This window comes from Streptosporangium sp. H16 (assembly GCF_051918855.1).
In the GTDB taxonomy this organism is placed as follows: domain Bacteria; phylum Actinomycetota; class Actinomycetes; order Streptosporangiales; family Streptosporangiaceae; genus Streptosporangium.
In genome coordinates, this window is the sequence record NZ_JBPXMD010000047.1 from 14,303 (window position 1) to 35,927 (window position 21,625).

A 21,625-nucleotide genomic window follows, 5' to 3' on the forward strand; every position below is an offset into this window, starting at 1 on the left:
GCCTGAAAAGCCGCGTTGAATTAATCTTGAACGCTTTCCGGAAACGATCCCTCCCGCGCCGATTCCCGCACACGTACAGGTCGGCAGCGGAGACGCTGAAGCACTACCAGGCAGCGAAGATCGAACCTGTTGAAGGGAACAGGCCGCTTGAGATCAATGTGTGGACGCTGTCCCGGTCACAGCCTTCCCCGTTGGAAGACGGTGGTCGTCAGCGGGTCATCGTCGAGATCCAGGACAACGGTCACGACGGCGGAGGTTGGGATGTCCGTTGCTGGTGAGTGCCGGCGAGCGCCGGAGCGCTCACCGGCTTCCGGCCTTGAACATGATCTCCGCGCCATCTGCGTCGCGGGTCGGCCCGGTGGAGCCACCCGGCGCACATGTGTGATCACATCACGTGGAACCGGAAGTCGGTCCGGCTTGGGAGGTATTCCGGTACCTTCCAGGAGACTGTTTGTATTGTTATATTCGAACGCAAACAGTTGGAGGTGTGCCGTGTTCATCCCCCTGTCTTCCGCGTTGCCGCGTTATCCCGACCATGCGGCGCCGGGCAGGCTCCGCCGCCTGGCCCTGACGATCGTCGGCCCGCTGTTCCTCCTGGTCGTACCGATGGTCCTGGTCACCCTGTACGGCGAGCTCCTTCCCGACCGTGTGCACATCCAGAACTGGGCCATCGACACCAGGCGTACGGCGACCTGGCAAGACTGGCTCTCGCAGCCACTCTGGGCCGTGGTGGTGTGGTTCGAAGTGCTGTTCTTCCTTTCGTTCCTGCGCTACTGGCGCTTACCTCAGGCTCAGCGGGTTCTGGTGGTGGGCGGCTTCCTCATCGGCGTGGCCGTCCCGGTGTCCGGCGCGCTGTGGCTGCTGACGCTGGCCGGCGCCCCGGGCGCCCCGAGCGCCGTGGCCCGGCCCGCCTGGCACCTGGCGGTGGAGATCGTCGCCACCGCGGGGGCGATCGTCCTGGGCTGGGTGGCGGCGGGTCCGCTGCCATCGGCGCCCGTGGTCACCGCCGTGCCACCGCCGCACGCGCCCACCATGGCGCTCGGCCCGGTGCAGCGCGCCATGTTCGTGACCTCCACCTGGTCGGCGCGCAGGCTGCTGATCGCCGCGGTGCTGGCCGTGGTCACCGTGTGGACCGTGTTCAACGGTTCCAACGCGTGGCAGGGTACGGTGATACTGGCGGCGTGTACGGTCTTCGAGGCGGTACAGGCGCGTACCCACCTGCAGATCGACGGCTCGGGAGTCACGGTGAAACTCCCCTGGCTGCCTCCTCTGAGCCGGACGGTGCCGTACCAGATGGTGCGGTTCGCCGAGGTCAGGAGCGAGGCTCCCCCCGGGCGGTACAAGCTGGACGACGGGACGGCGGGCTGGGGCGTCGTCGGAGGGAAGGGGCCGGTGCTCGCCCTGTCGCTCAGTGACGGCCGCTGGTTCGTCTACTCCACGCGCGAAGCGGAGACGGCGGCCGCGCTGGTCAACGGATGGCTGAGCAGAGAACGACAGACGGGGACGGCGTAGTGCTGATCACGGTTGACCCCTCCTCGGCACAGTCGCTCGCCGACCAGGTGGCGGGCTCCGTACGTGCCGCGCTGGCCAACGGCATGGCCGCCCCCGGAGATCGGCTCCCCTCCGCGCGCAACGTGGCAGCCACCCTCGGCATCAACCTGCACACCGTGCTGCGGGGCTACCAGCAGTTGCGCGACGAGGGGCTGGTGGAGTTACGCCGGGGCCGGGCGGCCGTCATCACCGGCGCGGCCGACCAGTTCCGCCTCCGGCTCGCGGCGGCGGCCGAGGAGTTCGCCCAGGCCGCTCTGCGCGCCGGAGCCTCCGAGGAGGAGGCGCTCGCCGCGGCACGGAAGGCGCTTCTCGCCATGCGAGACTGATCGGAGGGCGGATCCGATCCGCGAGTCATCGCCGCCATCCAGCCGGCCGTCGGCCGCTTATCGAGGTCCGGCCTCGAACCCGTCCGTCTCGGTTCGGGATCGCCCATCTGAGCGGTTCCCATGGTGGTTCCCCGGAGTCCGGCCGGGCGTGTGCGACCGGTTCCCGGTCAGCAGGAACATCGCGGCCAGTTCGCCAGCCGGGCGGCGTCCTGGGAGCCGTCGACATCCAGGACCGGCAGGCCCAGCCCGAGAGCCTGGCGTCGTACCTCTTCATCCCAGAGTTCGTCACGGGCCAGTCGCTTCGCCAGTGCGCCGGAGTGATCACTGTTCCCCCAGTTGGCCCGTGCTCGGGCGGGGTCGGCGAATCGGGTGCCCAGCGCGTGGCCGCGGAACTCGGGTGTGGGCAGCAGGAACACGGCTTGCCCGCGCCACGCCAGCAATGGTGCGACGTGCGCGGGCAGGGTGCGGAAGTCGTCGACGAGCACGGGGCGGTCGGCGGGCAAGGTGAGCAGGTCTTCGACGACGAATCCGAATGTCTCGCCGTGCAGGCTGGGCATGGACCGGAAGGCCTCCTCGGGTGTGCGGTCCGCCTATCTGCGTTCCAGGGGTGTTCGCGACAATGCCCGCAGGCGGGGCTGTCGCTGCGGAGTGCATCGCCGGACGTAGCGGCGTTCGGCCAGATCGCCGTCATACACGAGTACGTCATGCCGCTCGGCCAGGATCCGGACGAGCGTGCTCTTGCCGGCGCCGGTGCCCCCGGCGATCCAGCGGACATGCGCCAGCCGATGAACACGATCGGCGGAGTCGTGTTCGTCCAGGGAGGTCATAGCTGGCAGTCTCACGAAATCGAGCGGTCAAGAACAGCCCTGTTGACGCAACCAGTTGATTGCCATATATTCAGTAGCAACCAACTGGTTGCTACATGGAGGCGGACATGACATTCCCCGATCGCATCGAGCGCACGGTCCAGCTGGCTCACTCGCCGGAGCGGGTCTGGGCGGCGCTGACCACCGCCGAGGGCCTGGGCACCTGGTTCGGGAACCGTGCCGAGGTCGACCTGCGCGTCGGCGGCGAGGCCAAGCTCGTCTGGGACAGCGGCGACACCGCCACCCTCACCATCGAGCGCCTCGAGCCGCCGCGCGTCTTCGGCTACACCTGGCCGGTCGCCGGCCTCCCCGACGGCGATCCGCGACGCACCTACGTGGAGTTCACGCTGGAGCCCGCCGGCGCCGGCACCACGCTGACCATGGTCGAGAGCGGGTTCGCGCAGCTGCCGGACGCCGAAGCCCACAAGGCGGCCTACTCAGGCAACACCAAGGGCTGGACGAACGAGCTGGGCGAGCTGGTCGCGTACCTCGACGGACATGGCTGACCTGGAGGCGGTGGCGCAGGAGGTCTTCACCGCCCTGGCCGATCCGAGTCGGCGGGAGATCCTCGCCGCGCTCGCGGCCGGGGGGCCGGCCACCGCGACGGATCTGGCCGCCCAGCTGCCGATCACCCGGCAGGCCATCGCCAAGCATCTCGCCCTGCTGGCCGAGGCGGGGCTGGTGGTGGCCGAGCCGGGGGAGCGGCGCCGGGTCCGCTACCGGGTGGACTCCGCGCCGATGAAGGTGGCGCAGCAGTTCCTCGCCGTGCTCGCCCGCGACTGGGACGGTCCGCTGGCCGCCCTGCAGGACCGGTTGAAGTAGGGGGCGGCGCCCGGCCGGTTGAAGCAAGGACCGGGGCCCGGCCGGTCGCGGTGAGGCCGGGCGCCCGGCCGACCGGTTTCCGCGTGATCTCGCCGGCCGGCCTCGCGCAGTGCCTGGCCGTTCTGCCCGCCGAACTCGTCGTCCGGGTCCCGGCCGACCCCGTCCGAAGGGAGTGTCCGATGTTCGACCCAGTCGCGATGATCTTGGCTGACAAGGCGACCAGACGTCACGTGCTGTCCGCCCGTCCGAACGCGCCCGTGGTGCCCGAGCGCCCGCGGCGGCGGCGCGGCGCCGCGGTGCGCCGGCTGACCGCGGTGGCGCTGCGCCGCCTCGCCGACCGGGTCGAGCCGGGCTGTGTGAAGCCGCGCCGGGCGGACACCACCGCGCCGGCGTCGTGACCGCTCGCGCCCCGGACCGGATCCCGTACGGCTGCCGCAAGGCCGTACGGGATCCGGTCCGGGGTCGTCCGGGTCTCGCGTAGGGGAGGCGTCAAGCCTCGGGGCCGGGGCGTATGGGACCCGTCAAGACGCGCAGTAAGTGCGAAAAACGGCGGTTTCCTTACGTATGCCCCGCCCGTCGGGCGGTGGCGAGTGAACCCCGGATTCGAGGAGTGGGGATGGCAGACGTCATCTTCGTCGCCCTGACGGTCGCGGTTTTCGTGATCCTCGGGCTGGTCGTCAGGGCGGTGGAACGGTTGTGAGCGCCGTCAACGCCGTCGGTCTCGTCGTGGTCGCCGGTTTGGTGATCTTCATGGTCGCGGCCCTGCTCTTCCCGGAGCGTTTCTGATGAGGGAGCGCTTCTAATGTCCTCGACCACGGCCGGGATCCTGTTCGTCGGATCCCTCGTCGTCGCCCTCGCGCTGGTCCACCGGCCGCTGGGCGACTACATGTACCGCGTCTACACCGGTACGAAGCATCTCGCCGTCGAGCGGGTGATCTACCGGCTCGTCGGCGTCCAGCCGGACGCCGAGCAGCGCTGGAGCGTCTACGCCCGCGCCCTGCTGGCGTTCTCGGCGGTCTCCGTCCTGCTCCTCTACGGGCTGCAGCGGCTGCAGGACAGGCTGTTCCTGTCACTGGGCCTCGCCCCGGTGCCCGACCACGTCGCCTGGAACACCGCCGTCAGCTTCGTCACCAACACCAACTGGCAGGCGTACTCGGGCGAGTCGACCATGGGTCACCTGGTGCAGATGTCCGGCCTGGCGGTGCAGAACTTCGTGTCCGCCGCAGTGGGCATGGCGGTGGCGATCGCGCTGGTCCGCGGCTTCGCCCGCAGGAGGACCGAGGAGCTCGGCAACTTCTGGGTGGACCTGGTCCGCGGCGTCGTCCGCGTCCTGCTGCCGCTCGCCCTCGTCGGCGCGGTCGTGCTGCTCGCGGGCGGTCTGGTCCAGAACTTCGCCTCCCCGCACGAGGTGACCACCCTGACCGGCGGCACCCAGGCGATCACCGGCGGCCCGGTGGCGAGCCAGGAGATCATCAAGGAGCTGGGCAACAACGGCGGCGGGTTCTACAACACCAACTCGGCCCACCCGTTCGAGAACGCCACCGCCTGGACCAACTGGGTCGAGATCTTCGCGATCTTCCTGATCCCGTTCGCGCTGCCCCGCACGTTCGGCCGCATGGTCGGCGACACCCGGCAGGGCTACGCGATCGTCGCGATCATGGGGACCCTGGCGCTGGCGAGCGTCGCGCTGCTGACCGGGCTGGAGATCGCCCACGGCGGCACGGTCCCGCAGGCGGTCGGCGCGGCGATGGAGGGCAAGGAAGTGCGCTTCGGCGTGCCCAACTCCGGCACCTTCGCCGCCGCCACCACGCTCACCTCCACTGGGGCGGTCAACTCCTTCCACGATTCGTTCACCGCGCTCGGCGGCATGCTCACCATGTTCAACATGATGCTCGGCGAGGTCGCCCCCGGCGGCGCGGGCGCGGGCCTGTACGGCATGCTCGTCCTCGCCGTGATCACGGTCTTCGTGGCCGGGCTCATGGTCGGCCGCACCCCCGAGTACCTGGGCAAGCGGATCGGCTCGCGCGAGATCAAGTTCGCTGCGATGTACTTCCTGGTCACGCCGCTGCTCGTGCTGACCGGCACGGCGCTGGCGATGGGTTCGGCCGAGCAGCGGGCGAGCATGCTCAACAGCGGCCCGCACGGCTTCTCCGAGGTGCTGTACGCCTTCACCAGCGCGTCCAACAACAACGGCTCCGCGTTCGGCGGCATCACCGTCAACACCCCGTGGTACGACGTGGCCCTCGGCCTGTGCATGGCCTTCGGCCGCTTCCTGCCGATCGTCTTCGTTCTCGCCCTGGCCGGCTCCCTGGCCAGGCAGGCACCGGTGCCCGTCTCCGCGGGCACGCTGCCCACGCACCGCCCGCAGTTCGTCGGCATGGTCGTCGGCGTGACGGTGATCCTCGTCGCGCTGACCTTCCTGCCCGCCCTGGCGCTCGGCCCGCTCGCGGAAGGAATCCAGTGATGCCCACCCAGACGCTCGAAGCGCCGGGCCGTACCCCCGCCCCGAAGGGCGGCGGCAAGGACGGGAAGGTGGGCGGCGGCCTCCTCGACCCCAGGCAGTTGCTCACCTCGCTGCCCGAGGCGGTGCGGAAGCTCAACCCGGCCACTCTCTGGCGCAACCCGGTGATGCTGATCGTCGAGATCGGCGCGGTCTTCACCACGGTGCTCGCCGTGCTCACCCCGTCGTTCTTCGCCTGGGCCACCGTGGTGTGGCTCTGGCTGACGGTGATCTTCGCCAACCTGGCCGAGGCCGTCGCCGAGGGGCGCGGCAAGGCCCAGGCGGCCACGCTGCGCGCCGCCAAGCGCGACACCACGGCGCGGCGGCTGCGCGGGCGCGACTCCGCCGAGTGGGACGTCGTCGGAGCCCCCGAGCTGCTGCGCGGCGACTTCGTCGTCGTGGAGGCCGGGGAGATCATTCCCGGTGACGGCGACGTGGTCGACGGCATCGCCTCGGTGGACGAGTCGGCCATCACCGGCGAGTCCGCCCCGGTCATCCGCGAGTCGGGCGGCGACAGGTCGGCGGTGACCGGCGGCACGAAGGTGCTGAGCGACCGGATCGTCGTCCAGATCACCCAGCGGCCAGGCGAGAGCTTCATCGACCGGATGATCGCCCTGGTCGAGGGCGCCGACCGGCAGAAGACGCCCAACGAGATCGCCCTCAACATCCTGCTGGCCGCCCTGACGATCATCTTCCTGGTCGCCACCGCGACCATGCAGCCGCTGGCGATCTACGCCAAGGCCCAGAACCCCGGCGTACCGGACTCGCTCGCCCTGACCGGGGACGGCGTCACCGGCATCGTGCTGGTCGCGCTGCTGGTCTGCCTCATCCCGACCACCATCGGGGCACTGCTGTCGGCGATCGGCATCGCGGGCATGGACCGCCTCGTCCAGCGCAACGTCCTCGCGATGAGCGGCCGCGCGGTCGAGGCCGCCGGAGACGTCAACACCCTGCTGCTGGACAAGACCGGCACCATCACGCTGGGCAACCGGCAGGCGTCGGAGTTCCTCACCGCCCCCGGCATCTCCGCCGACGAGCTGGCGGCGGCCGCGCAGCTGGCCAGCCTCGCCGACGAGACCCCCGAGGGCCGCTCCATCGTGGTCTACGCCAAGCAGGCGTACGGCCTGAGGGAACGCGAGCCAGGAGAGCTCGCCCACGCCGAGTGGATCGGGTTCACCGCGCAGACCCGGATGAGCGGCGTCGACCTCGACGGCCGCCGGGTCCGCAAGGGCGCCGCCACCGCCGTGATGAAGTGGGTGCGCGAGCACGGCGGCCACCCCACCGACGAGGTGGGGAGCATCGTCGACGCCGTCTCCGGCTCCGGCGGCACCCCGCTGGTCGTCGGGGAGGTAGTCGAGGGGAAGGCGCGGGTCCTGGGGGTCGTCCACCTCAAGGACGTCGTCAAGCAGGGCATGCGCGAGCGCTTCGACGAGATGCGCAGGATGGGCATCCGCACCGTCATGATCACGGGTGACAACCCGCTGACGGCCAGGGCCATCGCCGACGAGGCGGGCGTGGACGACTTCCTCGCCGAGGCCACGCCCGAGGACAAGCTCGCCCTGATCAAATCGGAGCAGGAGGGCGGCAGGCTCGTCGCGATGACCGGTGACGGCACCAACGACGCGCCCGCGCTCGCGCAGGCCGACGTCGGGGTGGCGATGAACACCGGCACCTCGGCCGCCAAGGAGGCCGGCAACATGGTCGACCTCGACTCCAACCCGACCAAGCTCATCGAGATCGTCGAGATCGGCAAGCAGCTGCTCATCACCCGCGGCGCGCTCACGACCTTCTCGATCGCGAACGACGTCGCCAAGTACTTCGCGATCATTCCCGCGATGTTCGCGGCGGTCTACCCGGGTCTTGACGCGCTGAACGTCATGCGTCTGTCCAGCCCGCAGTCGGCGATCCTGTCCGCGGTCGTCTTCAACGCGGTCGTCATCGTCGCGCTGATCCCGCTCGCCCTGCGTGGCGTGCGCTACCGCCCCTCCAGCGCGTCGAAGCTGCTCAGCCGCAACCTCTACGTCTACGGTCTGGGCGGCATCGTCGTGCCCTTCGTCGGCATCAAGCTGATCGACCTTCTCATCCAGTTCCTTCCGGGGATGTCTTAAATGGAACGCATGCCCAGCTGGATCCGCCAGCATCTCGCCGCGCTCTGCGCGCTGCTCGTCCTCACCCTGGTCACCGGGGCCCTCTATCCGCTGGTGGTCACCGGTGTCGCCCAGGCCGTGTTCAACACCGGCGCCAACGGCTCCCTCGTCCAGAAGGACGGAAAGGACGTGGGAAGCGCGATCGTCGGCCAGAGCTTCACCGACGCCGGCGGCAGGCCGGTCGGCAGATACTTCCAGAGCCGGCCGTCGGCGGCCGGTGACGGCTACGACATGCTCTCCACCTCCGCGAGCAACCTCGGGCCCGAGGACGTCGTGGACGTCCTGCCGGTCCCGGGGGCGAAGGACGACGAGGGCAACCCGGACGAGGGCAGGCAGAGCCTGCTCACCCAGGTCTGCGCCCGCTCCAGGGCCGTCGGGGAGCTGGAGGGGGTGAGCGGCGCCCGGCCGTACTGCACGCCCGACGGCGTCGGCGCCGTGCTCAAGGTCTTCCCCGCGGTCGGCACCCCCACCAGGGCCGTCAGCGTCAACCAGGCCTGCCCCGCGGCCCCGTTCGTCACCGAGTACCGCGGCGTGAAGGTCGAGTGCGGCAGGCCCGGCGAGGACTACGCGGCCGGGCGCACCGTCCCGGTCCGGGGCACGGCCAGGGCGGTGGTGCCCGCCGACGCGGTCACCGCCGGCGGCTCCGGCCTCGACCCGCACATCTCCGTCGCGTACGCCGGCCTCCAGGCGGCGCGCGTCGCCAGGGAGCGCGGCATGCCGGTGGAGACGGTGCGGCGGCTGATCGCGGCGAACACCACCGGCCGCCCCCTCGGCTTCATGGGAGAGCCGGCGGTGAACGTCCTCGAGCTCAACCTGGCGCTCGACCGATGAACGGGGGGCGGGGGCGGCTGCGCGTCTATCTCGGGGCCGCGCCGGGTGTCGGCAAGACGTACATGATGCTCTGCGAGGGCCGCCGCCGCCTCGCGAGGGGCACCGACGTCGTCGTGGCCCTCGTCGAGACCCACGGCCGCCCTCGCACCGCGGAACTTCTCGACGGCATGGAGGTCGTCCCGCGCGCGAGCATGGTCCACCGGGGAAGCGTGTTCACCGAGCTCGACGTGGACGCCGTCATCGCCAGGAGGCCTGCGGTCGCCCTGGTCGACGAACTGGCCCACACCAACGTGCCGGGCTCGCGCAACGCCAAGCGCTGGCAGGACATCGAGGAGATTCTCGACGCGGGCATCGACGTCATCTCCACCGTCAACATCCAGCACCTGGAGTCGCTCAACGACGTGGTCGAGGAGATCACCGGGGTGGTTCAGCGCGAGAAGGTGCCCGACGAGGTGGTGCGCCGCGCCGACCAGGTGGAGCTGGTGGACATGGCGCCGGAGGCGCTGCGGCGGCGGATGGCGCACGGCAACGTGTACGCGCCGGAGAAGGTCGACGCGGCCCTGTCGAACTACTTCAGGGTCGGCAACCTGACCGCGCTGCGCGAGCTGGCGCTGCTGTGGGTGGCGGGCAAGGTCGACGACCAGCTCGACCGCTACCGCGCCGAGCACGGCATCGCCGGCACCTGGGAGGCGCGCGAGCGCGTCGTGGTCGCGCTGACCGGCGGCCCGGAGGGTGACACGCTGGTGCGGCGGGCCGCCAGGATCGCGGGCAGGAGCAAGGGGGCCGACCTGCTGGCCGTGCACGTCACGCGCGCCGACGGCCTGGCCGGGGCCGATCCGGCGAGCACGGCCCGCCAGCGCACGCTGGTGGAGGACATGGGCGGCACCTACCACCAGGTCGTCGGCGACGACGTCCCGACCGCCCTGCTGGACTTCGCGCGCGGCGTCAACGCCACCCAGCTGGTGCTGGGGGCCTCCCGGCGCGGCCGGTTCGCGCAGATCCTCTCCCGGGGGGTCGGGGTGACCACGACCGCGCGGTCCGGGCCCATCGACGTCCACATGATCACCCACGACGAGGTGAAGCGGGGGCGCGGCCGCGCCCCGTCGCGGGCCGCGCTGACCCGCACCCGCCGGGTGGCGGGCTGGCTCCTCGCGATCCTCGGGCTGCCGCTCCTGACGCTGGCGCTGCATCCCTTCCGCGGCGACGTGAACCTGCCGAGCGACATCCTGCTCTTCCTGCTCATGGTGGTCGTGGTCGCCCTGGCCGGAGGCATGTGGCCGGCCGTCACCGCCGCCGTGCTCGGCTTCCTGCTGCTCAACTACTTCTTCACCGCGCCGGTCGACCGCTTCACCATCGCCGACCCGGAGAACCTGTTCGCGCTGAGCGTCTACGTGCTGGTGGCCGTCATGGTGAGCGCGGTCGTGGACGTCGCCGCCCGCCGTACCCGGGAGGCGGCCCGCGCCCGCGCCGACGCCGAGGTCCTCTCCACCCTGGCCGGGCACGTGCTCCGCGGCGAGCACGCGCTCGCCTCGCTGCTCGCCCGGCTGCGGGAGACCTTCGGGCTCGCCTCGGTCACCCTGCTGGAACGCACCGGCGAGCCGGGTTTCGACGACCAGTCCGATCCCGAGGCGTGGCGGATCGTGGCCACCGCCGGTGAGGCGCCCTGCACCTGCCCGGGGGGCGCGGAGACCGACGTGGCCATCGACGAGCGGCTCGTCCTGGCCATCCGGGGCAGGCTGCTGGAGGCCTCCGACCGGCGGGTGCTGGAGGCGTTCGCCGCCGAGGCGGCGGTGGCGCTGCGCCAGGACCGGCTGGCGGCGGAGGCGGAGCGGGCCAGGCCGCTGGCCGAGGCCGACAGGATGCGCACCGCGCTGCTCGCCGCGGTCAGCCACGACCTGCGCACCCCGCTCGCCTCGGCCAGGGCGGCCGTGGAGAGCCTGCGCAACACCGGCATCGACTGGTCGCCGCAGGACAGGGAGGAGTTGCTCGCCACGGCCGACGAGTCCCTGGTCAAGCTGGACCGCCTGGTGGCCAACCTGCTCGACATGAGCCGCCTGCAGGCGGGGGTGCTCGGGCTGAGGCTGGAGCCGACCGCGCTCGAGGAGATCGTGCCGCGCGCCGTCGACGACCTCGGCCCCCTGTCGTCGCGGATCGAGACGGATCTCTCCGTCGCGCTGCCCGAGGTCGTCGCCGATCAGGCGCTGCTGGAACGGATCCTGGTCAACCTCATGTCCAACGCCGTCCGCTACAGCCCCGAGGACCGCAAGGTCCTCGTCATGGCCGGCGAGCACGGCGACCACGTGGAGATCCGCGTCGTCGACCGCGGCACGGGCATCCCGCCCGACGCCTACGACCGGGTCTTCATGCCCTTCCAGCGGCTCGGCGACCGTGACAACCACACCGGCGTCGGCCTGGGCCTCGCGCTCTCCCGGGGGCTCGCCGAGGCGATGGCCGGCACCCTGCTACCGGACGAGACCCCAGGGGGTGGTCTCACCATGATCCTGACACTTCCCGTTTCCTCCCGCGCGCGGGCGCGCGATGGGGCCGACGCGGCGGAACGACCGTGACCCGCGTCCTCGTCGTCGACGACGAGCCCCAGCTCCTGCGCGCCCTGCGCATCAACCTCGCCGCGCGCCACTACGACGTGGCCGTGGCCCCCGACGGCGGCGGGGCCCTGCGGCAGGCCGCCGACTGGCACCCCGACCTGGTCGTGCTCGACCTCGGCCTGCCCGACCTCGACGGGATCGACGTCATCCACGGCCTGCGCGGCTGGACCACCGTCCCGATCATCGTGCTCTCCGGCCGTACCGGAGGATCCGACAAGGTCGACGCGCTGGACGCCGGGGCCGACGACTACGTCACCAAGCCGTTCGGCATCGACGAGCTCCTCGCCCGTATCCGGGCGGTCTCCCGGCGCAGCACGCTGCACGACGCGGAACTCGCCCAGATCCGCGTCGGCGACCGGATCGTGGACCTGGTCGGCAAGACCGTCTCCGGCGGCGTACGGCTGACCCCCACCGAGTGGCACCTGCTGGAGATCCTGGTCCGCAACCCCGGCAAGCTCATCACCCAGCGGCGGCTGCTGACGGAGGTCTGGGGTTCCAGTTACCTCAAGGAGACCCACTACCTGCGCCAGTACATGGCCCAGATGCGCAAGAAACTGGAACGGGACCCCGCCCGCCCGGTCCACCTGCTCACCGAGCCCGGCATGGGATACCGCTTCCAGCCCTGACCGGCTCAGCGGATCCGGTCGTAGACGAGGGCCAACGTGCCGTGCTCGCCCGCGGCCTGGCCGGCGAGCGTCCACCGCCCGGCGGGCAGGCCGTCGTCGAAGAGGCGCGGCCCGCCGCCGAGGAAGACCGGGAAGACGGTGAGTGCCAGCCGGTCGACCTCGTCGGCCGCCAGCAGCGCCTTGATGACGCTCGCGCTGGAGAGCACGAGAATGTCACCGCCCTCGGTCGCCCTGAGGTCCGCGACCACCTCGTCGGCCGGCTTGTCGACGACCGTCGTCCGCTCCCACGGCGCCTCGCCGAGGGTGGAGGACAGGACCACCTTGTCGGTGTCGACGAGCCACTTCGCGAAGCCCTCGTCACGCGGGTCGACCCCCTCCACGCCGATGACGGTGGGCCAGAAGCCGAGGAACCCCTCGGCGTTGACCCGCCCGAGCAGAGCCGTCGTCGCCGGCTCCCAGAGGCTGGTCAGGTGGTCGCGGGCGACATCGGTGTGTGCGTACGGCATCACCCAGCCCATGTCCCGAGGGTCGCCCGGCCCAGCGTAGTGACCGTCGAGGGAGAGGCTCATGTTGGTGACGACCCTGCGGCCGCCGGTCTGCTGTGTCACTTCGTGCTCCTCGTGTCGGGGTCATGCTCGGTGCTGCCGGTGCTGCCGCTGCTGTCGGCGGTGTCGGCGGTGTCGTGCGGGTTCGCGGCGAGGGTCGCCACGAGCTTGTCGAGGCTCTGGCCGAAGCCGATCTCGATGCCCGCGAGGAAGTCGGCGGAGTCGACCGTGCTGTCGGTGATCCGGTAGTGGACGTCGAGGTCCGTGCCGGTGCCGGTGGGCCGGAGGCCGAGGTCGAGGTGGGCGGTGAAGGCGAGGCCGCCGCCGGGAAGCAGCGGGGAGAGCCGGTAGGAGAGGCGCTCGCCGGGGCGTACGTCGTCGACGACTCCCTCCGCGCGCCCGGCGACCAGGTCGGAGCCGTCGGCGTCCTCGGCGTCGCGGTACTCCTGGACGATCCGCCCGCCCGGTCGCGCCTCGAACACGAGCTCGGAGACGCGGAGGTCGTCGGGCGTCCACCACCGGGCGAGCAGGGAGGCCTCGGTCAGGTGGCGCCAGACCACCTCGGGACGCGCCGTCAGTGACCGGAGGAACCTGAACATGCGGCCGTCGGCCCAGCCCGGCTCCTCGGCGGCGAGCCGTTCCGCGTGGAGGCTGAGCCCGTGGCGGTCGTAGGCCTCGCGCGGGCCACCAGGCCGGTCCGCGGCGTCGGCGAGCCGGCCGAGCACGGCCGCCACCTCCCGTAGAGGACCGGGTTGGAGCGCGTAGACGCGGCGCTGGCCGATGCGCCGGCAGGTGACGAGGCCGGCGCGCTCAAGGGTCTGCAGGTGCTTGGTCGTCTGCGGCTGACGCGCCCCGGCGAGCTGGGCGAGGACACCGACCGACCGGGGCCGCTCGGCCAGCAGGTTCACGAGCCGCCATCGGGCCGGGTCGGCCAGTGCGGTGAGGAGCGCATCCATGAAGAAAAGTATTCTTCATAGAGAATATTCGTGTCAAGGAATGTCTGAGAACGTGGCCGCTGCGGCTCGCGCGACATGCGCCCCGCCGGGGATCCCGGTGAAGGTCATCGACGGTCCCCGACGTCGTCGCCGAAGGCGGCGGCGAGCGCCTTCGCGATCACGTCGGGCAGCTCGGTCCGCCCGTCGTCCTCGGCCCAGCGCACCAGTGCCGTGTGCATGGCGGCCAGGCAGGCACTGGCCGCCACCTGGGCGTGGAACGCCGTGTCGGGATCGGTGGCGTCGTCCCCGAGGGCGTCGACGATCGCCCGCTGAAGGGCGTAGTGGTTGTCCAGGTGCCTGGCCCGCAGGGCCGGCGTCGAGATCATGAGCCGGAGGCGGGCGAGCAGGAACCGCTCGCCCGTCTCCACGTCGTCTCCGCGAGCGCCACGGGTCAACGTCGCGGCCGAGTCGATGAGCGCGCCGCCGATGCGGCGGACCAGGGGCTGCGCGGCGGACGACGCGACGATCCGCTCCGCGACCAGACGGCCGTGCTGGTCGACGAGCACGAGGTCCTCCTTCGTGGGGAAGTGCCGGTACACGGTCATGGGCGACACGCCCGCGGCTTCGGCGACGTCGGTCACGGTCGTGGCGTCGTATCCGCGCTCGGTGAACAGCCGTACCGCGTGTGCCTGAATCATGCGCTGCGTCTCGGCTCTCCGTTGCGCTCGCAGGGTTGAGTGCTGGTCGGACATGTGATAGACCCTACCAGGTTGGTAGTTACTACCAGATTGGTAGTGACTAACGAGATGAGGTGGTCGGCATGAACGATCTGATCGGCAGGACGGCTCTCGTGACCGGCGCGTCGCGCGGCATCGGGCAGGCGATCGCGGTCCGGCTGGCGGCGAAGGGGGCGGTGGTCATCGTGCACTTCGGCACGGACGAGGACGGCGCGACGGCGACGGTCGACGAGATCGAGCGTGCCGGTGGGACCGCGCTCGCCGTCAGGGCGGAGCTGGGCGTGGACGACGACGTCGAGACACTCTTCGCGGGAGTCGAGGCCGGTCTGGCCGGGCGGCCACTCGACATCCTCGTCAACAACGCGGCGGCCGCGCCCGCCGGCCCGCTCGGAGCCACGACGCGGACGGAGTTCGACCACCTCTTCGCGGTGAACGTGCGAGCGCCGTACTTCATCATCCAGCGGGCGTTGCCGCTGCTCCGCGACGGTGGCCGCATCGTCACGATCTCGTCCGTGGCGACCCGGATGGCCAACCCCGCCCAGACGTCCTTCGCCATGACGAAGGGCGCGGTCGAGACGATGAGCATGACCTTGGCCAACGAGCTCGGAGTCCGGGGGATCACGGTGAACGCGGTCGCTCCCGGCGCCACCCGTACGGCGACGAACGCAGCGGTCTTCGAAGTGCCCGGCCTGGCCGAGCTCATCGCCGGGACGACGGCGCTCGATCGCCTGGGCGGGCCCGGCGACGTCGCCGACGTGGTCGCGTTCCTCGCCACCGACGCCGCGCGCTGGATCACCGGTCAGGTCATCGACGCGAGCGGTGGCCTGTTCCTCGGGCCGCGCGTCTGATCGGCGACGCGTCCGTCCGGTCGGTGGCGGGAAACCGGCGTCCTTGCCCGGGACGGCCGGCCCGCTACCTCTTCCCGGTGGGGACGACCGCCTGGGCGCCGCCCCCGCGCGACGGAGGCGCCGGTTCCCGCCTGGCGGTTCCTACCTCGCGGTGCGTCCCCTCAACGCGTCACGCCCCCGCGCCACGATGATGTCGACGGCCTTGACCTCGTCGATGTCGCGGGCGGCAGCCAGCGCCTGCTTGGCCGCGTCGTAGGCGTCCAGGGCCCGGTGCCAATTGACGTCGTCGCCGCCCTCGCCCCCGTCGGCCAGGCGGTCGATCTCCTCGCCCAGCCGCGTCACGTTCTCCTCCTGCGACAGCCTGGTCTTCTCCAGGCGGGCCGCCCGCTCGGCCACCTCTCGCTTGACCGCCTTCGCGAGCCGCCGCCCGCGCGCGACCACCTTGACCAGCACCCAGAGCGCGACCAGGCCCACCAGCGAGAGGAGGATCACCCAGCCGATCGCCATCCGGCTGGACGACCCGGACAGGTCGGCGTCCTTGGCGTGGCCGGTCTTCATGCCGGTGACCTCGGCGTCCACGAAGGTGGCCCCCCGCAGCTCGGCGAAACTCAGGTCGGCGTCGGTCAGCGTCGCCCCGCGGAAGACCGCGTCCTGGAACTTGCCGCTGCTCAGGTCGGCCCGCTCCATCCTGGCACCGGTGAAGTCGGCCCGGTCGGCCCTGGCGCTGCCGAACTCCGCATCGCGCAGGTCGGCGCCGCCCAGCCTGGCCTGCGTCAGGTCGGCGCTGCCGAACGCCGCCCCCGACAGGTCCGCCTTCGACAGGTTCGCCCCGGCGAGCTTGGCGCTGCCGAGCTCCGCCCTCGCCATGCGCGCCCCCGTCAGGTCGGCCCCCATCAGCTCGACGCTGCCGAGCTTGGCGCGCTCCAGGCGCGCGCCGCGCAGGTCGGCGCCCTTGAGGTAGCGGATCGTGGCCCCGGTGGCCGAGACGTCGCGCAGGATCGCCCGGTCCAGCTTGACGCTGCCCAGGTCGACCCCGTCCAGCTTGGCGCCGGTCAGGTCGGCGCAGCTCAGGTCCCGGGGGAACTCGGCGACCGAGGTCAGGTCCCAGCCCGCGTACTTCTGCCCGCTGCCCGGCGCGCACGCCGGGTCGGGGGTCGGCAGGTCCTTGGGCATGCCCTTGCTGCCCGCCAGCAGCGCGCCCGTGGCCTCGCGCAGCTCGGTCCCGCCGAGGTCGGCGCCCTGGAAGGTCGCGCCGTCCAGCACCGACCCGCGCAACTGCGCGCCCCGCAGGTCGGCGTCCCGGAACACGGCCTTGATCATCGTGGAGTCGTACATGCGGGCCTTGGGCGCCTTGAGACCGGTGAGATCGGCTCGGCGCAGGTCCACGCCGTAGGCGTCGGCGTCGGTGAGGTCGACGCCGACCAGCTTCGCGTCGTCGAACTGGGCTCCGTACGTCCTGGCGCGCACCATCGTGGCCCCGCTCAGGTCGGCACCCTCGAAGTGCGTGCCGTAGGGCAGCGAGTCGTCCATGGTCGCCTCGCGCAGGTCGGCGCCGCGCAGGTTCGCGTAGTACAGCTCCGCCTCCGTCAGGTCGGCCCCGCGCAGCTTGGCCCCGGCCATCTCGGCGTTCCCGAGGCGGGCGCCCTTGAGCGAGGCGCCCCGCAGGTCGGCCCCGGTGAGGAGGCTGCGCACGACCACGCCGTCCAGCCTCGCCCTCCGCAGGTCGGCGCAGGAGAGGTCGGCGGGCAGCGTGATCCGGGTGAGGTCCCTGCCGGCCAGCTTGGGACCGCTGCCGGGCCTGCAACCGGCGGCGCTCCCCGCCGCCCGGTCGTCCCGCGCGCTCCGGCCGTCCTGGACGGCGTGGGTGTCCTGAACGGCGTGGGCCGACGCCGCGGGGGCGGGCAGCAGGGCGGGCAGCAGGGCGGGCAGCACGATCACGGCCCCGGCGAGCAGGCGGGTAAGGCTGGGCATGTCTCTCTCACTGTCTCCCCCGGGGCGCGCGGATCCGCCGGCGGGGGAGAGCGGTGCCGGGCGGGAGCTCGTGGACAGGCCGGTGCGGGTGACATCCCGAGGGGGAGGGGCCCGCCCGATGGACCATACGGGAACGCGACCCTTTATAGGAGGGCCCGGTTGCGGCCCGCTTGCGAACCGCCTTCCGCGGTGGCTCCTCTCCCGCCGTGCCGGGTCGGCACCGCCCGCGGAGCCGATCGGGGCGGCGCACACGAAGGCGCCGAAGGCGCCGAAGACACAGCGCCGCGGACGGATCCGATGCTTCCCCGCCCGGCCGCTACCGGGAGCCCAGCAGGGCGTCGACCAGGGCGCGGCCGTATCCGGGAGCGAGGGAGTCGCTCATGAACAGGAGCCGGTACGTCATCGGCGCGACCACGTGGTCCAGCACCGCGTCCAGCGTGGGCACGTCCTCGCCGCGCCCGGCGGAGCGGGTGAGGATGGTCTGGATGTGGCTGCTGGTGTACGCGCAGCACTGTCCGGCGCTCCTGCCGTCGTCGTCGCCGGCGACCACGTCGCGGGTGAACGCGCGCCCGGTGGGGGAGGACATCTCCTCCAGCCACTCCTCGGCCCACGTCGCGAGGTCGTCCCGCAGGTTGCCGAGGTCGGCCGGGGGGCCGTCGGGCCGCATGTGCTCAAGGGCGACGTCGGCCAGCAGTTCCTGCAGGTCACCCCATCTGCGGTAGACGGTCGAGGGGGTCACGCCCGCGCGGGCGGCGACGAGCGGAACGGTCAGGTCGGCTCGGTCGCGCTCGGCGAGGAGATCCCGTACCGCCTCGTGGACGGCCTGCTGCACCCGCGCGCTCCGTCCCCCGGTGCGTACCGCCTGCCTCGTCGCCATGCACCGAGCTTAACGCAAAATATTTGCTTCAGTGGTCCGAGGTGTGTACGTTGCTAACGCAAATCCTTTGCTTTAAAGCTTCGGGAGTTCCTCCATGTCCACCGTGACTTCGACGTTGCCCGCCCAGCGGGTCCGCTTGGGGGCCGGCGCGGCCGTGGTGCTCCTGGCGACGACCCTGACGACGTTCATGGCCGCCGCCAGCGCGCCCACCCCGCTGTACGCCGTGTACCAGGGCCACTGGGGCTTCTCCTCCAGCGTCCTGACCGCGGTCTACGCCGTCTACGCCGTCAGCCTGCTGGTGGCCCTGCTCACCGTGGGCTCCCTGTCGGACCACGTCGGGCGCCGCCCGGTGATCCTCGGAGCGGTGGCGCTCGAGACGGTCGCGATGGCGATCTTCGCCTCCGCCGACGGGGTGACCGCCCTGGTGGTCGCGCGCGTCCTGCAGGGCTTCGCCACCGGGGCCGCGACCGGGGCGCTGGGAGCGGGCCTGCTGGACGCCGACCGGACGCGCGGCCCGCTGGTCAACAGCGTGACGCCCGCCCTGGGCCTGGCGGCGGGCGGCCTGGGATCGAGCCTGCTCGTGCAGTACCTGCCCGCGCCGACGCGGACGGTGTTCCTCGTCCTGGCCGTCGCGTTCGTGCTGCAGGGCGCCGCCATCCTCCTCCTGCCCGAGTCCGCCGGCCGCCGGGCGGGCGCGCTGGCCTCGCTGCGCCCGCGCGTCAGCGTGCCCGCAGGGGCGCGCCGGGTCCTGCTGCTGGTCACCCCGATCACCGTGGCCGGGTGGGCGCTCGGCGGGTTCTACCTGTCCCTGGGGCCGTCCCTGGCGCGCGAGGTCACCGGCTCGGGATCGGTCGTGGTGGGCGGGCTGCTGCTCTTCGCGCTGACCATCAGCGGCACCGTCGCGATCCTCGCCCTGCGGGCGGTCCCCGCCCGGCGCGCCATGCGGGTGGCCTCCGCACTGCTGGCCTTCGGCGTCGTCGTGACCCTGCTCGGTGTCAACGCCGGCTCGGGAGTGCTGTTCTTCGCCGGTACGGTCGTCGCCGGGCTGGGCTTCGGCGCGGGCTTCCAGGGCGCCGCGCGCACCCTGCTGCCGGCCGCCGCCCCGCACGAGCGGGCCGGGCTGATGGCCGCCTTCTACATCGTCAGCTACCTCGCCATGAGCATCCCCGCCACCGCCGCCGGGGTCGTCGCGGGCCACCTGCCCCTCGTCGAACTCACCACGTACTACGGGATCGTCCTCACCCTCCTGGCCCTGGCCGCCCTGGCCGGGACGTTCTTCGTCCGCGAGCGTCTCCCCGAGGCGACGCGCCCGGCGTGACCGCTCCCCGGCGACGGCTCGCCGGGCCCGGCGTGGAAGGCTGTCGGCCATGACTGTTCTGGACATCCCAACCTTGAAGCTGGTCAACGGCGCGGACATCCCGCAGGTCGGCCTGGGCACCTGGCCCATGTCGGACGAGGAGGCGGAGGTCGCGGTCGCCGAGGCCGTCGAGATGGGCTACCGGCTGGTGGACACCGCTTACGCGTACCGCAACGAGACCGGCGTGGGGCGCGGGCTGCGGGCGAGCGGAGTGCCGAGGGAGGAGTTGTTCGTCACCACCAAGCTGAACGGCGAGTGGCACGGATACGACGCCGCCCAGGAGGCGTACCGGGCCAGCCTGGACCGGCTCGGCCTCGACTACGCCGACCTTTACCTGATCCACTGGCCGCTGCCGCGCAAGGACCGCTACGTGGAGGCGTGGAAGGGCATGGTCAAGCTGCTGGAGGACGGTCGCGTGCGGGCGATCGGCGTGTCGAACTTCAAGCCGGCCCACATCGATCGGCTCCTCGCCGAGACCGGCGTGGTGCCCGACGTGAACCAGATCCAGCTCAACCCGTTCTTCACCCGTGACGAGCCCCGCGCCTACGACACCGCCCACGGGATCGCCACCCAGTCCTGGGGCCCCATCGGGCAGGGCGGCGACCTGCTGGCGCAGCCGGTCGTCACGGCCGCCGCCGAGCGGCACGGCAGGACCCCCGCCCAGATCGTGCTGCGCTGGCACATCGAGCTCGGCCTGATCACCGTGCCGAAGTCGTCCAGCCCCGAACGGATGAGGGCCAACGCCGACATCTTCGACTTCGCCCTCACCCCCGAGGAGGTCTCCGAGCTGTCCTCCCTCGACCGGGGCGAGGCCGCCGCGACCGACTCCGACTCCGTCGGTCACTGACCCCACCGGCCTTCTCCGGCGCCGGCGGGCTGACCTCGGTGCGAGGGCGGCCGGCCGGCGACGCGGGGTGTGACGGTGCACTGTGCGCCGCGCGTGGGATGAAGATTCCCATACCTTGAGACGCCTTGCTCGAAACGTGACTTGACGTCGCCGTGGCATTCAATCACGATAATTCCTATCAACAGAGTAGGAAAAACAGGAAGGGGAGCGTTGTGCGTGCGCTCATCCTCTTAGGCCTGGTCGGCTTCGCGGCACAGCTCGTCGACGGCAGCCTCGGCATGGCCTACGGTGTCACCTCGACGACGCTGCTCCTGGCCATCGGCACCAACCCCGCCGCCGCTTCGGCCACCGTCCACCTCGCCGAGATCGGCACGACCCTCGCCTCGGGCATATCCCACTGGCGCTTCAACAACATCGACTGGAAGGTCGTCGCCAAGATCGGTGTTCCCGGCGCCGTCGGCGCGTTCGCGGGAGCCACCTTCCTGTCCGGCCTCTCCACCGAGGTCGCGGCACCGGTCATGTCGATCATCCTGCTCGCGCTGGGCGCCTACGTCCTGATCCGCTTCACGGCCTTCGGCCTCCCGCGCGGCAACCTGGGCAAGCCGCTGCGCAAGCGCTTCCTCGCCCCCCTCGGCCTGGTCGCCGGCTTCGTCGACGCCACCGGTGGCGGCGGCTGGGGCCCGGTCGGCACCCCGGCGATCCTGGCCAGCGGCCGCCTGGCGCCGCGCAAGGTGATCGGTTCCATCGACGCCAGCGAGTTCCTGGTCGCCATCGCCGCCAGCATCGGCTTCTTCGTCGGCATCGGCTCCGAGAACATCGGCTTCTCCTGGGTCGCCGTGCTGCTGATCGGCGGCGTCATCGCGGCCCCCATCGCCGCCTGGCTGGTCCGGCACATCCCGCCGCGCATCCTGGGCTCCGCCGTCGGCGGTGTCATCATCCTGACCAATGTCAGGACCCTGCTGCGCAGCGACTGGATCGACGCCTCCAGCGGCGTCCAGACCTTCGCCTACATCACCATCGCCGTCATCTGGGCCGCCGCCATCGCCTACTCGGTCCGCGAGTACCGCCGTGACCGCGACAACGAGACGGTCGAGGCCATCGAGGAGGAGGAGAGGCGCCGCGCCGGGGAGCAGGAGACCGCGGGCACCGCCAGCTGAGCCCGGCGCGCTCCGGGCCGCCATATCGCACGAAGGCCCCTCTCGCTCCGGCGAGAGGGGCCTTCGTGCCGTGTAC

Annotated in this window: 22 protein-coding genes; 15 read left to right on the forward strand and 7 right to left on the reverse strand. The window is 71.7% G+C overall.

Annotated elements, in window-relative coordinates; genetic code table 11:
* Positions 1 to 492 precede the first annotated feature (492 nt).
* Positions 493 to 1,512 (forward strand): hypothetical protein, encoded by a 1,020-nt coding sequence (locus tag ACTOQ2_RS39875; RefSeq protein WP_440106586.1) that lies wholly within the window; start codon positions 493 to 495, stop codon positions 1,510 to 1,512.
* Positions 1,512 to 1,877 carry a GntR family transcriptional regulator gene (locus ACTOQ2_RS39880; protein ID WP_440106588.1) on the forward strand — a complete coding sequence of 122 codons (366 nt, stop codon included), beginning with the start codon at positions 1,512 to 1,514 and terminating at the stop codon, positions 1,875 to 1,877. Before ACTOQ2_RS39875 ends, ACTOQ2_RS39880 begins: the two co-directional genes overlap by 1 nt.
* A 167-nt stretch (positions 1,878 to 2,044) precedes the next feature.
* Here the strand turns inward: ACTOQ2_RS39880 and ACTOQ2_RS39885 are convergent, their stop codons facing one another.
* Both ACTOQ2_RS39885 and ACTOQ2_RS39890 read right to left on the reverse strand, forming a co-directional pair.
* Entirely contained in the window at positions 2,045 to 2,434 is a 390-nt protein-coding gene (locus tag ACTOQ2_RS39885) for a hypothetical protein (RefSeq protein ID WP_440106590.1), read from the reverse strand.
* A gap of 33 nt (positions 2,435 to 2,467) precedes the next feature.
* Positions 2,468 to 2,704 carry a hypothetical protein gene (locus tag ACTOQ2_RS39890; protein WP_440106592.1) on the reverse strand — a complete coding sequence of 79 codons (237 nt, stop codon included), beginning with the start codon at positions 2,702 to 2,704 and terminating at the stop codon, positions 2,468 to 2,470.
* 107 nt (positions 2,705 to 2,811) lie between these two features.
* Here ACTOQ2_RS39890 and ACTOQ2_RS39895 point away from each other — a divergent pair, with 107 nt between their 5' ends.
* The 9 genes from ACTOQ2_RS39895 to ACTOQ2_RS39935 all read left to right on the forward strand — a co-directional run bounded on the left by ACTOQ2_RS39895 (position 2,812) and on the right by ACTOQ2_RS39935 (position 12,275).
* On the forward strand, positions 2,812 to 3,249 hold the full coding sequence (locus ACTOQ2_RS39895) for an SRPBCC domain-containing protein (protein ID WP_440106594.1): 438 nt from the start codon (positions 2,812 to 2,814) through the stop codon (positions 3,247 to 3,249).
* Positions 3,242 to 3,565 carry an ArsR/SmtB family transcription factor gene (locus ACTOQ2_RS39900; RefSeq protein ID WP_440106596.1) on the forward strand — a complete coding sequence of 108 codons (324 nt, stop codon included), beginning with the start codon at positions 3,242 to 3,244 and terminating at the stop codon, positions 3,563 to 3,565. The genes ACTOQ2_RS39895 and ACTOQ2_RS39900 overlap by 8 nt, the downstream gene beginning before the upstream one ends.
* A gap of 179 nt (positions 3,566 to 3,744) precedes the next feature.
* Positions 3,745 to 3,963 (forward strand): hypothetical protein, encoded by a 219-nt coding sequence (locus tag ACTOQ2_RS39905; protein ID WP_440106598.1) that lies wholly within the window; start codon positions 3,745 to 3,747, stop codon positions 3,961 to 3,963.
* Positions 3,964 to 4,261: 298 nt separating this feature from the next.
* The gene (gene kdpF, locus ACTOQ2_RS39910; protein WP_344745511.1) at positions 4,262 to 4,351 is read left to right on the forward strand and encodes a K(+)-transporting ATPase subunit F; all 90 of its coding nucleotides are present in this window, start codon (positions 4,262 to 4,264) and stop codon (positions 4,349 to 4,351) included.
* 16 nt (positions 4,352 to 4,367) lie between these two features.
* Entirely contained in the window at positions 4,368 to 6,029 is a 1,662-nt protein-coding gene (kdpA, locus tag ACTOQ2_RS39915; protein ID WP_440106600.1) for a potassium-transporting ATPase subunit KdpA, read from the forward strand.
* Positions 6,029 to 8,173 carry a potassium-transporting ATPase subunit KdpB gene (kdpB, locus tag ACTOQ2_RS39920; RefSeq protein ID WP_440106602.1) on the forward strand — a complete coding sequence of 715 codons (2,145 nt, stop codon included), beginning with the start codon at positions 6,029 to 6,031 and terminating at the stop codon, positions 8,171 to 8,173. Before kdpA ends, kdpB begins: the two co-directional genes overlap by 1 nt.
* Positions 8,174 to 9,043: a potassium-transporting ATPase subunit C gene (locus tag ACTOQ2_RS39925; protein ID WP_440106604.1), complete on the forward strand. Its 870-nt coding sequence runs from the start codon at positions 8,174 to 8,176 to the stop codon at positions 9,041 to 9,043.
* Positions 9,040 to 11,610 carry a DUF4118 domain-containing protein gene (locus tag ACTOQ2_RS39930; protein WP_440106606.1) on the forward strand — a complete coding sequence of 857 codons (2,571 nt, stop codon included), beginning with the start codon at positions 9,040 to 9,042 and terminating at the stop codon, positions 11,608 to 11,610. The genes ACTOQ2_RS39925 and ACTOQ2_RS39930 overlap by 4 nt, the downstream gene beginning before the upstream one ends.
* On the forward strand, positions 11,607 to 12,275 hold the full coding sequence (locus ACTOQ2_RS39935) for a response regulator (protein ID WP_440106608.1): 669 nt from the start codon (positions 11,607 to 11,609) through the stop codon (positions 12,273 to 12,275). Before ACTOQ2_RS39930 ends, ACTOQ2_RS39935 begins: the two co-directional genes overlap by 4 nt.
* A gap of 5 nt (positions 12,276 to 12,280) precedes the next feature.
* On the opposite strand, the gene ACTOQ2_RS39940 is transcribed toward ACTOQ2_RS39935, so the two are convergent.
* The 3 genes from ACTOQ2_RS39940 to ACTOQ2_RS39950 form a co-directional block, all read right to left on the reverse strand.
* Positions 12,281 to 12,883, reverse strand: a complete 603-nt coding sequence (locus tag ACTOQ2_RS39940; protein ID WP_440106611.1) for a dihydrofolate reductase family protein — start codon at positions 12,881 to 12,883, stop codon at positions 12,281 to 12,283.
* Positions 12,880 to 13,776, reverse strand: coding sequence for a metalloregulator ArsR/SmtB family transcription factor (locus tag ACTOQ2_RS39945; protein ID WP_440106613.1), 897 nt, complete (start codon positions 13,774 to 13,776; stop codon positions 12,880 to 12,882). Before ACTOQ2_RS39945 ends, ACTOQ2_RS39940 begins: the two co-directional genes overlap by 4 nt.
* A 104-nt stretch (positions 13,777 to 13,880) precedes the next feature.
* Positions 13,881 to 14,453, reverse strand: coding sequence for a TetR family transcriptional regulator (locus tag ACTOQ2_RS39950; protein ID WP_440106615.1), 573 nt, complete (start codon positions 14,451 to 14,453; stop codon positions 13,881 to 13,883).
* 122 nt (positions 14,454 to 14,575) lie between these two features.
* Here ACTOQ2_RS39950 and ACTOQ2_RS39955 point away from each other — a divergent pair, with 122 nt between their 5' ends.
* Positions 14,576 to 15,340, forward strand: a complete 765-nt coding sequence (locus ACTOQ2_RS39955) for an SDR family oxidoreductase (protein WP_440106617.1) — start codon at positions 14,576 to 14,578, stop codon at positions 15,338 to 15,340.
* 141 nt (positions 15,341 to 15,481) lie between these two features.
* On the opposite strand, the gene ACTOQ2_RS39960 is transcribed toward ACTOQ2_RS39955, so the two are convergent.
* Positions 15,482 to 17,311 (reverse strand): pentapeptide repeat-containing protein, encoded by a 1,830-nt coding sequence (locus tag ACTOQ2_RS39960; protein WP_440106619.1) that lies wholly within the window; start codon positions 17,309 to 17,311, stop codon positions 15,482 to 15,484.
* A gap of 316 nt (positions 17,312 to 17,627) precedes the next feature.
* Positions 17,628 to 18,188, reverse strand: a complete 561-nt coding sequence (locus ACTOQ2_RS39965; RefSeq protein ID WP_440106621.1) for a TetR/AcrR family transcriptional regulator — start codon at positions 18,186 to 18,188, stop codon at positions 17,628 to 17,630.
* Positions 18,189 to 18,282: 94 nt separating this feature from the next.
* Between ACTOQ2_RS39965 and ACTOQ2_RS39970 the strand changes: the two genes are divergently transcribed.
* From ACTOQ2_RS39970 to ACTOQ2_RS39980, 3 genes are all read left to right on the forward strand, one after another.
* A complete protein-coding gene (locus ACTOQ2_RS39970; RefSeq protein ID WP_440106623.1) occupies positions 18,283 to 19,506 on the forward strand; it encodes an MFS transporter in 1,224 nt (407 codons plus the stop codon).
* A gap of 49 nt (positions 19,507 to 19,555) precedes the next feature.
* On the forward strand, positions 19,556 to 20,392 hold the full coding sequence (locus ACTOQ2_RS39975) for an aldo/keto reductase (RefSeq protein WP_440106625.1): 837 nt from the start codon (positions 19,556 to 19,558) through the stop codon (positions 20,390 to 20,392).
* Between the two features lie 212 nt (positions 20,393 to 20,604).
* On the forward strand, positions 20,605 to 21,549 hold the full coding sequence (locus tag ACTOQ2_RS39980; RefSeq protein WP_440106627.1) for a sulfite exporter TauE/SafE family protein: 945 nt from the start codon (positions 20,605 to 20,607) through the stop codon (positions 21,547 to 21,549).
* Positions 21,550 to 21,625: the final 76 nt, after the last annotated feature.